This is a genomic window from Streptomyces sp. NPDC007875, from assembly GCF_042868035.1.
Lineage (GTDB): Bacteria > Actinomycetota > Actinomycetes > Streptomycetales > Streptomycetaceae > Streptomyces > Streptomyces antimycoticus.
In genome coordinates, this window is record NZ_JBIADZ010000010.1 from 115,735 (window position 1) to 129,085 (window position 13,351).

The following is a 13,351-nucleotide window of genomic DNA, read 5'->3' on the forward strand; positions in this document are numbered from 1 at the left end:
CTACGGCTCGCGGCCGAGCAGGGCCAAGAGGCGGGCCTGCGCATCCGCCCCCGGCGGTGGCTCCACGGGCGCCGCGAAAAGCCCGCTCTCCTCCAAGTCCGCCGCATACGGCGCGACTTCCCGCACCGAAAAGTCCACCAGCGGCTTCGGAATGCGCTCCTCCGCCCCAATGGCCCGTGACAGATCCCATGCGTGGACGGCTGCGTCAGCCGTCATCTGGGCGCAGTAATGCGTGGCGGGGCTCTCCCCGTACGAGAGGTCGACCGTCCGGTCGAGGGCCCCCGGCTCGCGGAAGGCCTCCCGCGCCGCGCCGACCACCACGTCCCACGTGGCAACCGGGTCGTCACCGAGCAGATCGCCCTCCAGCGCATCGCTCTGGTCGGCGCCGCTCGCCCCCTCCCGGACCAGCGGCGGCACCCACATCTGCTCGACCGCGAGATGGTTCACCAGATCGCGTACGGTCCACTCGGTGCAGGGCGTCGGGTCGTCCCACTGGTTGGGACGGATCGCGTGCACCCGTTCGGTGAAGAGGTCCAGCGCCTCGCGGTGCCTGGCCAGCAGCGGATTCTCCGCCATGGGCGATCACCCCGTCCGAGGAGGCTGAGGGGGCTGAGGAGGCGCCCCGGATCCCGGCGCCGGAGGCGTCGGCGGCGTGGGAGGCGCGGAGGGCCCAGCGGGGCCCGAAGGGCCGGCAGGGCCCGTAGGCGGCGCAGGAGCCGAGGGCGCGGCCGGCCCAGGAGCCGCCCCCGGCCCCGACGCCTGCGCCGCGGAATTCTTCAGCCACCCCGCCGCCACCAGCAACAGCGCGAAAACGATCAGCGCCGCCGCCCATGCCGGAAGCGCGAGGGCGAAGAGCAGTACCAGGCAGGCCGTCAGCGCACCCCCCGCGTAGAGCGCGGCCGCCGCCGCGCCACCGTAGAGGCGGACCGCGCGCCGTCCAGACTGCTCGCGCAGCTCCCTGCGGACTTCGTCGCGGACGGCCCGGGCGACCGGCTCCGCCAGGTCCCCGGCCGAGGGTATGCCCGCCTTCGGGTAGCCCGATTTATCAGTCATGTGCCGCCGGGTACCCGTGCCCCATCCTCGTTAACAGTCCCAGCCGGGACGGGCGGGGCATGGGACGGAAAACGGACGGGACACGGATACGCGGGCACATCCGCAGGGCAGGGCACGGCGTCGAACGCGGCCCCTGATCTCCCGCGTCCGACGCCGCTCCTCACTCCCTACGGGCCGCTCGGCCGCACGACGGGTCCCCGCCCCCCGGGGTCCTCAAACGCGCCCGGCAACCTCGTGTCGATGCCATCGTGACGGGTACGCGTGGGGGACGCGAAATCTGGAGGGAGTACATGCGACTCGGACATCTCCAACAGGTGGCCGGCGCCCGCGCCCGGCACGCACAGGAGCGCGGCGAGGCGGCGATGGAGCGGTTCCGGGCCGGCCGGATGCCCTCGGACGGGCGCGTGGAAGCGGCGGAAGGAGTTCCGGCACTGGTCGACGCGGCGCGCGAACACCGCATAGGCTCGTTGCTGATACGCCCCGACGGGCCCGATCTCTACCGTGAGGTAGGGGTGGGCACCGAACCGGACCAGCTGGCCTTGCGCCGCACCGATGTCCAGTATCTGGGCGACGCCCGGCCGTCCCCGGGCCGCGCCGACGACGCGCTGATCCGCTCGGTCGCGGTCACCGGCGCCGAGGTGCTGACGGTGTCGTCGGCCGACAGGGAGACATACGGCGACGACATTCCGGTAGGCGGCCTCGGGGCACTGCTGCGCCGGCCGTACGAGGGCGGCGCGGACTGACCATCCCGTGAGACGACCATCCCGGGAGACGACCGACCCGGGAGACACATACGGACCCGCTGAGGAAGGGGACCGACATGCAGCGAGGCAGCGACCGGCTGAGCGTCCACAAGGACGACGAGATGAAGCACGAGCTCCAGGGGCTGATCCGCTCCGGGCACCCGACCCGTGCCGAGGAGTGGCACGACCCGGAGCCGGCCGCCGACGACGACCCGGACGTGACCATGGGGCCGATCCCGTCCCGGGGGACGACCGGTGAGGCCGAGGCGGTGCGGTTCGAGTTCGCGCGCCGGCTGGGACGTACCTCGTTCCCCGCCGATCGTGAGGAGCTGTTGCGCGTCCTGGAGGAACGGCACACGCCGGACGGTCTGATCGCTCTGGCCGAGGAACTGCCCGCGGACCGGACGTTCCACACGGTGCAGGAGGTGGTCTCGGCGCTGGGGCTGCACCCGGCCTCGTAAGACATGAAGGGACGGCCGGACATGAAGGGCGCACATCGGCACGCATAGCCCCCGCCCCGCGCGGGTACTGCGGGCAGCACATCACCCACGAAGGGGAGGTGGACAGATGTCCCAGGACCCACCTCGCTATGTGCGGGAAGTCATGACGCGGCCCGTGATCTGGGTGCACCCCGATGCCTCGCTGGTGGAAGCCGCTCAGTTGATGCGCGCACAGGGCATCGGCGATGTGCTGGTCGCCAGCGACGGGGAGCTGCTCGGTGTGCTCACCGACCGTGACATCACCCTCCGCGCTGTCGCCGAGGGCATCGACCCCCTCGCCGTCACCTGCCATGCCGTGTGCACTCCGGACCCGGTGACCATCGGGCCGGACGAGGGGGTGGCCGAGGCGGCCGCGCTGATGCGGCGACATGCGGTGGGGCGGCTTCCGGTCGTCGAGGCGGGGCGTCCGCTGGGCGTGATCAGTCTGGGCGATGTGACGGAGCCGCCCTGAATTCCCGCGGCACGTTCCGCCGAAGGGGCGGCGGGGGTCCTCCCCCGCCGCCCCTTCGCCATGAGACCCCCGCCGCTTCCGCATGGCACCCATGCTGATTACATAGTGAGACGGTTCTTCTCGTGATACGAGACGCCTTCTACTGTGGAGCCACCCGCTCACCAGTCCCGAAGGGGGAGTTCCGCCATGCCGAAGGACGCCGCCGTCTACACCCACGGCCACCATGAGTCGGTGCTGCGCTCGCACACCTGGCGCACGGCGGCCAACTCCGCCGCGTATCTGACCGGCCATCTGCGGCCCCATATGCGGATCCTGGACATCGGCTGCGGCCCCGGCACCATCACCGCCGACCTGGCCGAACTGGTCCCCCAGGGGCAGGTCACGGGCGTCGACGCCGAGGACTCCGTCCTGGAGCGGGCCCGCTCGGTGGCCGAGGAGCGCGGGCTGGCGAACGTGTCCTTCGCGGTCGCCGACGTGCACGCGCTGGACTACCCCGACGACTCCTTCTGCGTGGTCCACGCCCATCAGGTGCTGCAGCACGTCGGCGACCCGGTGGGGGCGCTGCGCGAGATGCGGCGGGTGTGCGCGCCGGGCGGCATCGTGGCGGTGCGCGACTCCGACTACGCCGCCATGACCTGGTATCCGTCCGTCCCCGGCCTGGACGGCTGGCTGGACCTCTACCGCCGGGTCGCGCGGGCCAACGGCGGTGAGCCGGACGCCGGTCGCAGGCTGCGCTCCTGGGCGCTGGAGGCGGGGTTCACCGACATCGACATCACCTCGACCGCCTCGGCGTGGTGCTACGCCACCGAGGAGGAGCGGGCGTGGTGGAGCGGGCTGTGGGCGGACCGCACGGTCGCCTCCTCCTACGCCCGGCGCGCGGTGGACGGGGGCCATGCCACCGAGGAGGAGCTGCGGTCGATCGCGGAGGCGTGGCGGGCGTGGGGCGAGGCCCCGGACGGTTGGTTCGCCGTCCTGCACGGTGAGATCCTCTGCCGCGTCTGAGCAGTTCAACTAGGCTCGCCCGCATGGATATTCTGGGGACTTCACTCCGCGTGTGCGTCGACGATCTGGATTCGGCGATCGCCGTCTACGAACGGCTGACGGGAGCCGAGGCGGTGCGCTTCCAGCGCGGGCCCGTCTCGGTCGCGGCGGTCGGCTGCTTCTTCCTGATGAGCGGCCCGGAGTCGGAGCTGTCGATTCTTCGCAAGATCACGGCGACGATCGCGGTGAAGGACGTGGACGAGGCGATCGCCGATCTCACGGCGGTCGGCGGGCAGATCGTGGCCGGTCCGCTGCCCGCCCCCGTGGGCCGGACCCTGGTGGCGCGCCACCCCGACGGCTCGATCTTCGAGTACGTCGACCGGAACCCGATGGCGTGACCCGCCCGTGAACTCACCGTCCGGCAGACCCGTCAGGAGGGCGGTCCCGGATCCTCGGTGAGCTCCCCGTCGTCGAACTCCTCGTACGCCTCGTAGAGATCGTCTACATCACGGAGCTCATCGCTCTTGATCCGGACCGCCTCCTCCTCGGCGGACAGCCCGCTGGTCGAGCCCTCCTGGGAGTAGACGTCCTGTTCACGCGGGAAGTCGGGGTCCGGCTCGTCGTACAGCAGCCCCGCCCGTTCCGCCTCGATGCCGACCGGCTCCCCGGTCTCCGGCTCCTCATCGGTCAAGCGCTCCTCGAGCGACTCCCGCTCATGCGTCTCCGCGCTCGTGGTGTCCCGGTACGCGGCGATCGTCGGCTCATCCCCGGGCACGGGCAACTGCTCAGGATCCTCGGCCCGCTGCTGCTCGGGCGTACCGTCCTGCAGATCGGGGATCCCCTCGTCCTCGGGGTCCGCGCCGGGGTCATGCGGTGTCCTCACGGTCGCGGCTCCTTTCCGCTCGCTCATGCGATATGCCGACGTCCACGACCGGGTGCCCCCATAGCTCAGCCCTATGCGAGCCGCGTCGCGCGACGCGAACGCGGGCGCAGGCCGGGCAGACATCCATGGGGGATGCAACCCACTTGCAGAGGTCAGGCCGCTCGCCCCCGCGCCCCGGGCAGGCCGGCTCTCGGGCACGGCCGCTGTCGGGCAAGGCTGCTGTCGGGCGAGGCTGCCTGCGGGCGCAAGCCCATCAGGCCGCTATGCGGGCCGCAGGCCACTTGGGGACGCAGGCCGCCCGCGGGCACGACCCGCGCAGGCCCGCTCTCGGCCAAGACCGCCTCCGGACACAGCCCCGGGCAGCCCTCCAACCGGGCCGCAAGCCACTTGCGGGGCACAGACCGCCCACAGCCGCAAGCCGGGCAGGCCGCCTCCAGACGAGACCGCCTGCGAACACAACCCGGTCAAGCCGCTCGCTTTGCGGCGCAATCCGAGCATGCCCCACACGAGATGCAGGCCACTGCAGGACGCAGGCCGCTCGCGGCCGCGACCCGGGCACGCCCACTTCCGGCCGAGGCCGAGCGCAACCCAGGCAGGCTCTCTTCCAGGCGAGACTGCCTGCGGGCACACCCGGCCAAGCCACGCGCCATGCGGGGACGAACCCGGGCAGGCCGCCATGCGACCCGCAGGCCACTGGCAGGACGCAGACCGCTCACGCTCATGCCCCGGGCAGGCCCGCCTCCAGACGAGACCGCCTGCGGGGACAACCCAGGCAAGCCCGCTTCCGGACGACCGCCGCCTGAGGGCGCACCCCGGGCACGCAGGCCCCTGCGGGCGCACCCGGGCCGCCCCCATGCGGGCCGTAGGCCCGCTACATGGGGCGCATTCGGAACTCGTAGCGGCCGGGCAGCGGGTGCTCGGTCCTGGCCCGGGCCCGTGCTTCCTCGGTCAGGGGCTCATCGGTCCCCGCCACCAGCCGATCCACGATCGCGTACCAGGTGTCGCTCAACGCCTCGTCGCCCTCGCGCAGATCGCAGACCTCGAAGCCCTCGTCGAAGACGGCGCGGGCGGCCGGCGCGTCGCCCTGGGCCAGCAGCACCTGGGCGCGCAGCAGCCGGAAGCGGCCGCGGGACCGGATGGTGGGGCGCAGGGCGTCGAGGACCGCTCGTGCGTCGTCGGCGCGGTCGGCCGCGAGCAGCGCGGCGATCGCCTCCCGGCCGAGCGCCGCCTCGGCCGCCTCCAGGGCGACCGGGTCGGCGGTGGCAGCGACGGGCGGCGCGGCCAGCGAGACGGCGGTCGGCGCTCCGGCCGCCTCCGCCCCCTGTCCCGCGCCCCCTCCAACTCCCTGCCCCTGCCCCGCTCCCGCCGCTTCGAGCACCGGGTCCGCCTCCCGTGGCGGGACGGCGCCCGAGGCGAGGAGGAGCTGTACGGCGCGCAGCAGCCGCTCCGCCGCGCGCGCCGGATGGCCGGAGGCGGTGTCGGCGACGGCCAGACAGCGCAGCGCCCAGGGCGTCTCGGCGCACCGCAGCGACCGCTCCCAGCTGCGCTCGGCCTGTGCGCGGTCGCCCGCATGCCACTGGGCGACGCCCAGGTGGTATTCGGCGGCGGCGGTCGATGGGGCCGCTTCGAGGAGGTCGCGCCAGGCGGGCGCGACCAGGGAGGCGCCGGGGTCGGCCTGGGAGGGGCCCGGCTCCCAGTCGGGGAGGGCGCCGGTGCGCAGCAACCGGCGCCACGGCTCCTGGTCCTCCCCCAGCGTGCCCGGGTCGAACGGCGTACCGGACAGCTGGAACCCGCCGCGCTCGACCTCCAGCGCGCCCCAGCCGGAACCGGTCGCGAGGTGCTCCGCCGGTTCCGCGTCGGCGTACGGGCGCCAGGCGGCGTAGGCCGCGTCGACCGCGGCGCGCGGCAGCGCCGCCTCCAGCCGGGTCTCGGTCTCGCGGCGGGCGGCCGCCCAGTCCGTGCCGTGGACGGCGGCCGGGTCGGCGGTCAGCGGACCGTACGCCTCCAGCCAGGCGAACTCCTCGCCCGCCTCCAGCGGGATGTGCTCGAGCTGGGTGCGGGCGAGCCCGGCCTGGATCTCGGCGTAGCCGCCGGTGCCGGGCTCGGTCAGCCACTGCTGCCAGCGCCGTCCCCCGGGGCCCGCGCCCCAGACGAAGAGCTTGCGGCCGCGCAGCAGATCGGTCGAGGTCTGGACGAGGCCGCTGCCGTCGGCGTCGAGGGAGGCGATCCAGCGGCGGGCACCGTCGGGCACCTCGTAGAAGTAGTCGGCGGGGTAGGCGCCGCGCAGCGGATAGGTGCGGTCGGCGCCATCCCACTCCGGGACCGGAACCTTGCTGAGGGTGCGGGCGTAGCCGAAGTGCCAGGCGTCGTCGGCGGGGGCCAGGACGCGGGTGTGCTCGTCCTCGGGTACGGCGATGTTGGACCACCAGTAGACGGGGGCGGGGAGGTGGTGGGGGTTGCGGATCCTGACCCCCACGTAGAGGAACGCGGAGTCGGCGGGCAGCCACAGATCCACCTGGAAGGGCAGATCGCGCAGCCGCTCCCACTCCCACAGCCGCACCATCGCGCCCCCGTCGGCGGCGTCGGGGGCGGGGACGCGGGCGGCGTGCAGGGGTGCGCAGGACAGGGTGGTGTGGCCGGTGGCGCCGATGTTCCACTCGATCCCGCCGGAGAACCAGGCGCCGTTGAGGGCGAAGTCGGCGGGCTGGAGCACCGGGTTTCGGTACAGCAGCTCGGTGTCGGCGGAATCGCCGGTGGCCTTGTGGATCAGCGAGTGGACCCGGCCGCCGAACCCGGGCAGCACCGTGGCCCGCAGCCGGTCGTTCTCCAGGACGATGGCGTCGAGCGTGACGGGGGCGCGGTCGCGGCCGTAGCCGTCGCGCAGCCGGACCGGAAGCACCGACCGCAGGGGTGCATGGGCGACCTGGCGGGCCATGTCGGCGGGGAGCGTGGCCCGGACGCGGTCGTCCACGCGGTGCACCTCGTCGAGGGGGCGCAGCGCGGGCAGGGGGTTGTCGGGCCCGACGGGGGCGGTGGGAAGGGTCAGGGTGGTACGTCGCACGCTCGTGGCCACGGGCTGCCTCGCTCCGACTGCCTTGGGTCACCTCGGTGCGGCGACCGTCCGATGACCATGGAACAACGTCGCGGGGCCCGCTGAACAGAGCCGCTTCGGACCGATCATGGTGCCCCGTCAGCCAGGACCGGTCAGCTGGTCCAGCATGTCGCTGGTCATGGCCCAGCGCTCATGGTCGCGCCACGCGCCCTCGATATACAGGAAGTCTGGGGAAAACCCTTCCAGCCGGAAGCCATGGCGCTTCACCAGCCCCAACGACGCCTTGTTGCCCGGCTGGATGTTGACCTCGACGCGGTGCAGCCCCAGCGGCCCGAATGCATGGCGCAGAACGAGCCCCAGCGCCTCGGACATATAGCCCTGTCCGGCGGCGGGCGGAAAGGCTCCGTAGCCGATCGAGCCGCACTGGAAGGCGCCGCGCACAATGTTGTTGATGTTGATGAACCCGACCATGTCCCCGGTCTCCCGGGCACAGACGAGGAAGCCCTCGCGGTCCTCGCGCTCCAGCTGGGCGATGTAGTGCAGATAGGCCCGCTCGGTGGTGGGGAGGGTGAGCCAGGGGCGGTGGAACTCCATGCTCTCCCGGGCGCGCCTGACGAACTCCGCACCGTCCGCGCGGGTGGTGCGGCGGATGGCCGCCCGGGTTCCCTCGGTGACATACCGGACGTCAGGCATGCGGCAATGATGACAGCAGCGCCATGGCCGCCGCATAGCCGGAGCCACCGGATATCGTCTCGTCCACGGGGATGTCGGTCATCCCCCACGGGCCGACGGGCACGGCGGAGAGCCCGGTGCCGACATAGTTGACCGCGGGGTCCCGGGACAGGCCGGTGCCCAGGCCCTTGAGATAGGCCTCCTTGCGGGTCCAGCAGCGGGCGAAGGCGGCGGGCCGGTCGGCCGGCGCCAGCGCGTCCAGCTCGGCGCGCTCCTTGGGATGCAGGCTCTCGGCGACCTGGTCGACCACCGAGGCGGGCTGCAGCTTCTCCACGTCCACGCCGACCGCGGAGCCCGCGAAGGCGAAGAGCACCAGATCACCGGCGTGCGACATGTTGAAGTGCAGCGGGGTGCCGGACACGGCGGGGCGGCCGTGCGGACCGCCGCAGCCGGGGCACGCCTCGCGGGTGAACGGAACGTCGGCCGGGGACATGCCCAGATAGGCGCCGAGCAGCTCGCGCAGCCCCAGATGGGCCGCCGTATAGCGCTCGCGGTCCTCCGCCCGCAGGAACTTCGCGGCCCGCTCCCGCTCCCCGGCGTCCAGGATCGTGCCGGGCGCGCCCGCGTCCATGGCCGCGGTGTACCGGGAGACGCTGAGCAGCCAGGTCTCGGGCTCGCCGCCCTGCGGCCAGGCACCGGCGACGGCGGTGGGCAGCGGCTCGGAGCCGACGATGCGCGGGACCGATGGGGGTGTCAACTCGCTCCTCCAGTGGAGATCGGGGCCGCCGATGTCAGCAGCTCCAGGGTGGGCACATCGGATCTGATCAGCCCGAAGGTCTGGATGTACAGCGACAATTCGGCCTCCAGGGCGCGGATCATCGTATCGGCGCGGCGGAAGCCATGGCCCTCGCCCTCGAAGGTGAGGTAGGCGTGCGGGATACCGCGCCCGGACACCGCCTCCAGGAACCGCTCGCACTGCTCGGGCGGGCAGATGGTGTCATCCAGCCCCTGGAGCAGCACGAAGGGCGAGCCGATGCGGTCGGCCCGGTGCAGCGGGGAGCGCTCGCGGTAGCGGTCCGCCACCTCCGCGAGCGGGCCGACCAGCGATTCGGTGTAGCACGACTCGAAGTCATGGGTGCCGCCGGTGGCCCAGGAGACCAGGTCGAGGATGGGGTAGGTGACGGTGGCGCAGGCGTAGAGATCCGTGGCGGTGAGGGAGGCCGCCGCCGTCCAGCCGCCCGCGCTGCCGCCGCGGATCGCGAGCCGGGCGCGGTCGGCGACGCCCTCGTCGGCGAGCGCCCCGGCGACGGCGGCGCAGTCCTCGACATCGACCACGCCCCACTGCTCGCGCAGCCGCTCGCGGTAGGCGCGGCCATAGCCCGTGGAGCCCCCGTAGTTGACCTCGGCGACGCCGATGCCGCGTGAGGTGAAATAGGCGATCTCCAGGTCGAGCACGAGCGGGGCGCGGCCGGTGGGCCCGCCGTGGGCCCAGATCACATACGGCGGAAGCTCTCCGTCCGGTGCGGTGTGGCCGGGATGATGCGGTGGATAGAGCTGGGCGTGGATCTCCCGGCCGTCCGGTCCGGTGAAGGTGCGGGCCAGGGGCCGGGGGTAGTACGCGGGGTCCACGGGGTCGGTGTGGGCGCTGCCGATGACCCGGGAGCGGCCGGTGCAGACGTCCAGCTCCATCACCTCATGGCCGCTGTGCGGGCTCGCCGCGACGCCGACCACGCGCGTGCCGTTCACGGCCAGCGTCGGCTCCCATTCGGTCCAGGGGCCCGGCACATCGGCCGTCCGGCCAGTCCGTGGATCGAGGATGCCGAGGGCGGCCGCGCCCCGGCCGTGCAGCACCGCGATCAGACCGCCGGCCAGCGGGGCGAACCAGCGGTGGCCCAGCTTCCACAGCGGCCCCCCGAACTCCTCCTCGCGGGGGCACAGCGCCACCGGCCGTCCGGCCGGGGCCCATTCCCGCCCACCGGCCGCCTCCTCCGGCGGCTCCAGACGGTGCAGATTCCACCAGCCGGTGCGGTCGGTGGCCGCGAGCAGCGCGCCGTCCTCGGCCCACTCGATCTGGGCGACCGACTCATCGGGCCCGCCCAGCACCGCCCGGGCGCCGGTGAAGGAGCCGTCCTCCGCGACATCGGCCAGCATCACCTCCGTGCCGTCCCAGGGCATCCGGGGGTGGTCCCAGACGATCCAGGCGGCTCGCCGGCCGTCGGACGAGAGCCGGGGCCCGGTGAGGAAGCGGTGCCGGTCGTCGGTCAGCTCGCGCACCGCCGCGCGGTCCTCGGCGGCCGAACCGTCCAGCGGCACAGCGGCGATCACCCGCCGCACATCCGTCGGCCCTCCGCCCGTGAACTCCTCCAGCACACACCACACCTCGCCGCGCTCCGGGTGCAGCACCGGATCCGCCCAGCGCAGCCCCTCCCCCACCGCCGACAGCGGGGTCAGCGGGCGCGGCGCGCCCCCGGCCGGGGCGTCCGGCTCATGGATGTACAGCCGCTGGTCGGCGAAGTGGACGAACACCACCAGCGGGCCGCCGCTCGCGCGGTCCACCGCGGCCCAGGGCATTCCGCCGTACCCCATCACCTTGCTGCGCACATTCCACGGCGGGGCCAGCACCGTGACCTCCGCGCCGTCGATGCGCCGCCGGATCAGGGCGCGGCGGCCGCCCTCGCCGGGGCGCGGCGCGGTCCACCACACCTCCTCGCCGACCGTGCCCACATACTCCGGATGGCCGTCGTACGAGGCGACGAGCGCGGCGTCGACCGGGGAACTCCAGGCTCCGTAGGGGGCCGTGACGGCCGTCTGCTGCTGCACCGTTCGCACCGTTCTTCACGCCCTCTGCAGGAAGTGGTCGAGCACCCGGACGCCGAAGTGCAGGGCTTCCACCGGGACCCGCTCGTCCACGGCGTGGTAGAGCGCCTGATAGTCGAAGCCCTCGGGCAGGCGCAGTGGTGAGAAGCCGTATCCGGCGATGCCGAGCCGGGAGAACTGCTTGGCATCGGTGCCGCCCGACATGCAGTACGGCACGGCGTGGGCGCCGGGGTCGAAGTGCTCGACGGCGGCGCGCATCGCCCGGTAGGTGGGGGTGTCGATCGGCGCCTCCAGCGGGCGCTCCCGGTGGTGGAACTCCCACTCCACGTCCGGCCCGGTGAGCCGGTCCAGGGTGTCGTGGAACTCCTCCTCGCCACCGGGCAGCATCCGCCCGTCCACATAGGCGGTGGCGCTGCCCGGGATCACATTGACCTTGTAACCGGCCTCCAGCACCGTGGGGTTGGCGCTGTTGCGCACGGTCGGCTCGATGAGGGCGGCGGCGGGCCCGAGCTTCGCCAGCAGGGCATCGACGTCGAAGTCCGCGGCGTCCACATCGGCCGGGATGCCCTGGAGCGCGGCCAGTTCGATGAGCGCGGCCTTCACCGTGGGCGTCAGCCGGACCGGCCAGCGGTGCTCGCCGATCCGGGCGACGGCGGCGGCGAGCCTGCTGACCGCGTTGTCCCGGTTGACCTTGGAGCCGTGTCCGGCGCGGCCGTGCGCGGTGAGCTTGAGCCAGGCCGTGCCGCGCTCCCCCGCCGCGATGGGGTAGATCCGCGCCCCGGGCCCGGCGTGGAAGGTGAAGGCTCCGGACTCGCTGATGCCCTCGGTGCAGCCCTCGAAGAGGTCGGCATGGCGCTCGGCGAGGAAGCCGGAGCCCCAGGCGGCGCTGTCCTCCTCATCGGCGGTGAAGGCCAGCACGATGTCCCGGCGCGGCCGCACGCCCGTCCGCGCCCACGCCCGGACGACCGCGAGCACCATCGCGTCCATGTTCTTCATGTCGATGGCGCCCCGGCCCCAGACGACGCCGTCGCGCACCTCCCCGGAGAAGGGGTGCACGGTCCAGTCGGCGGGCTCGGCGGGCACCACGTCCAGATGGCCGTGGACCAGCAGCGCGGGCGCGGACGCATCGGTGCCCTCGATCCGGGCCACGACATTGGTGCGCCCGGGCGAGCGCTCCAGCAAGGTGGGCTCGATCTCCACATCGCCGAGCATCTCCGCCACATACTCGGCGGCCGGGCGCTCCGAGCAGTCACCGCCGCCGCGGTTGGTGGTGTCGATCCTGATCAGCTCGGAGGTGAACCGCACCACCTCGTCGAGCGTCTGGGCGTCGATGGTCTCCGGACGGTCCGTGTCAGCCATATTGCTCCTCCACCGCGGCCGAGACGACCGTTGTGACGGCCTTGAAGCAGCGGATCCCCTCGTACATGGTCGGTGAGGTGTAGGCGACGCGCCGCTCACCGCTGCGCTCCACACCCGGCACGACGCTCGCCGCCCCGACCAGATGCTCGGCGTCGAATTCCAGCTCCACCGTGAACGGCCCGCCGCGGGCGGGCTCGTGGCGCACCGCCAGCACCGCCGCCTCCCGCGCCGCCGCCCGGATGTCGGCGGCCGTGCGAGCGGGGGTGCGGCAGACCGCCGCATAGCGCGAGACATAGTCCTTGACCGCGACCGAACGGGCGTCCGGCGCATAGTCCCCGGCGTCCTCGCAGGTCTTGTCGTCCCCGGTCACCAGCACCACCGGCACCCCGTACTCGGCGGCCACCAGGGCGTTGAGCCGGCCCTCGCTCGCCCGCGCGCCGTTCACCCACACTCCGGTGATCGAGTTGGCCAGGTAGGTGTGGGCGAGGACGCCCTCGGTGCCCGCGCCGGTGTGATAGCCGACGAACGCCACTCCGTCCACATCACCGTGCTGCACGCCCTCGACCATGCTCAGGCTCTTGTGCCGGCCGGTGAGCATCTGGGCTCGATCGTCCAGCTCTTCCAGCAGCAGATTGCGCATGGTCCAATGCGCCTCGTTGATGAGCACCTCGTCCGCACCGCCGTCGAGGAATCCGGCGACGGCCGCGCTCACATCGGAGGTGAACAGACGGCGGCAGCGCTCCCACTGGGGGGTGCCGGGCAGCACATCAGCCGGCCAGGTGACGCCGGTGGCGCCCTCCATGTCGGCGCTGATGAGGATCTTCATGCCTCGTCACGTTA

Annotated in this window: 14 protein-coding genes; 5 read left to right on the plus strand and 9 right to left on the minus strand. The window is 73.0% G+C overall.

Annotated elements, in window-relative coordinates:
• Positions 1 to 576 carry a TIGR03086 family metal-binding protein gene (locus ACFYOY_RS22145; protein WP_351878455.1) on the minus strand — a complete coding sequence of 192 codons (576 nt, stop codon included), beginning with the start codon at positions 574 to 576 and terminating at the stop codon, positions 1 to 3.
• A gap of 6 nt (positions 577 to 582) precedes the next feature.
• Complete coding sequence (locus ACFYOY_RS22150) at positions 583 to 1,053, minus strand: phage holin family protein (protein ID WP_351878458.1); 471 nt, start codon at positions 1,051 to 1,053, stop codon at positions 583 to 585.
• 290 nt (positions 1,054 to 1,343) lie between these two features.
• On the opposite strand from ACFYOY_RS22150, the gene ACFYOY_RS22155 reads away from it, so the two are divergent.
• The 5 genes from ACFYOY_RS22155 to ACFYOY_RS22175 all read left to right on the plus strand — a co-directional run bounded on the left by ACFYOY_RS22155 (position 1,344) and on the right by ACFYOY_RS22175 (position 4,126).
• Positions 1,344 to 1,796 (plus strand): hypothetical protein, encoded by a 453-nt coding sequence (locus tag ACFYOY_RS22155; RefSeq protein WP_388588991.1) that lies wholly within the window; start codon positions 1,344 to 1,346, stop codon positions 1,794 to 1,796.
• 77 nt (positions 1,797 to 1,873) lie between these two features.
• Positions 1,874 to 2,257, plus strand: a complete 384-nt coding sequence (locus ACFYOY_RS22160; RefSeq protein WP_351878461.1) for a DUF2795 domain-containing protein — start codon at positions 1,874 to 1,876, stop codon at positions 2,255 to 2,257.
• 106 nt (positions 2,258 to 2,363) lie between these two features.
• Positions 2,364 to 2,747 carry a CBS domain-containing protein gene (locus ACFYOY_RS22165; RefSeq protein WP_351878464.1) on the plus strand — a complete coding sequence of 128 codons (384 nt, stop codon included), beginning with the start codon at positions 2,364 to 2,366 and terminating at the stop codon, positions 2,745 to 2,747.
• A 186-nt stretch (positions 2,748 to 2,933) separates the two neighbouring features.
• On the plus strand, positions 2,934 to 3,749 hold the full coding sequence (locus tag ACFYOY_RS22170; RefSeq protein WP_351878467.1) for a class I SAM-dependent methyltransferase: 816 nt from the start codon (positions 2,934 to 2,936) through the stop codon (positions 3,747 to 3,749).
• Between the two features lie 23 nt (positions 3,750 to 3,772).
• Positions 3,773 to 4,126, plus strand: a complete 354-nt coding sequence (locus tag ACFYOY_RS22175) for a VOC family protein (protein WP_014055744.1) — start codon at positions 3,773 to 3,775, stop codon at positions 4,124 to 4,126.
• A 32-nt stretch (positions 4,127 to 4,158) separates the two neighbouring features.
• Here ACFYOY_RS22175 and ACFYOY_RS22180 read toward each other — a convergent pair whose 3' ends face one another.
• The 7 genes from ACFYOY_RS22180 to ACFYOY_RS22210 all read right to left on the minus strand — a co-directional run bounded on the left by ACFYOY_RS22180 (position 4,159) and on the right by ACFYOY_RS22210 (position 13,337).
• Positions 4,159 to 4,611, minus strand: coding sequence for a DUF5709 domain-containing protein (locus tag ACFYOY_RS22180; protein WP_351878470.1), 453 nt, complete (start codon positions 4,609 to 4,611; stop codon positions 4,159 to 4,161).
• A gap of 871 nt (positions 4,612 to 5,482) precedes the next feature.
• Entirely contained in the window at positions 5,483 to 7,684 is a 2,202-nt protein-coding gene (locus tag ACFYOY_RS22185) for a DUF5107 domain-containing protein (protein ID WP_351878473.1), read from the minus strand.
• Between the two features lie 117 nt (positions 7,685 to 7,801).
• Positions 7,802 to 8,356 carry a GNAT family N-acetyltransferase gene (locus tag ACFYOY_RS22190; RefSeq protein ID WP_388588998.1) on the minus strand — a complete coding sequence of 185 codons (555 nt, stop codon included), beginning with the start codon at positions 8,354 to 8,356 and terminating at the stop codon, positions 7,802 to 7,804.
• On the minus strand, positions 8,349 to 9,092 hold the full coding sequence (locus ACFYOY_RS22195; protein WP_388589000.1) for a 4'-phosphopantetheinyl transferase family protein: 744 nt from the start codon (positions 9,090 to 9,092) through the stop codon (positions 8,349 to 8,351). The genes ACFYOY_RS22190 and ACFYOY_RS22195 overlap by 8 nt, the downstream gene beginning before the upstream one ends.
• Positions 9,089 to 11,155, minus strand: coding sequence for a S9 family peptidase (locus ACFYOY_RS22200; protein WP_388589002.1), 2,067 nt, complete (start codon positions 11,153 to 11,155; stop codon positions 9,089 to 9,091). The genes ACFYOY_RS22195 and ACFYOY_RS22200 overlap by 4 nt, the downstream gene beginning before the upstream one ends.
• A 15-nt stretch (positions 11,156 to 11,170) precedes the next feature.
• Entirely contained in the window at positions 11,171 to 12,511 is a 1,341-nt protein-coding gene (locus ACFYOY_RS22205; RefSeq protein ID WP_388589005.1) for a M20/M25/M40 family metallo-hydrolase, read from the minus strand.
• Positions 12,504 to 13,337 (minus strand): M55 family metallopeptidase, encoded by an 834-nt coding sequence (locus ACFYOY_RS22210; RefSeq protein WP_014055737.1) that lies wholly within the window; start codon positions 13,335 to 13,337, stop codon positions 12,504 to 12,506. The genes ACFYOY_RS22205 and ACFYOY_RS22210 overlap by 8 nt, the downstream gene beginning before the upstream one ends.
• Between the last annotated feature and the right edge of the window lie 14 nt (positions 13,338 to 13,351).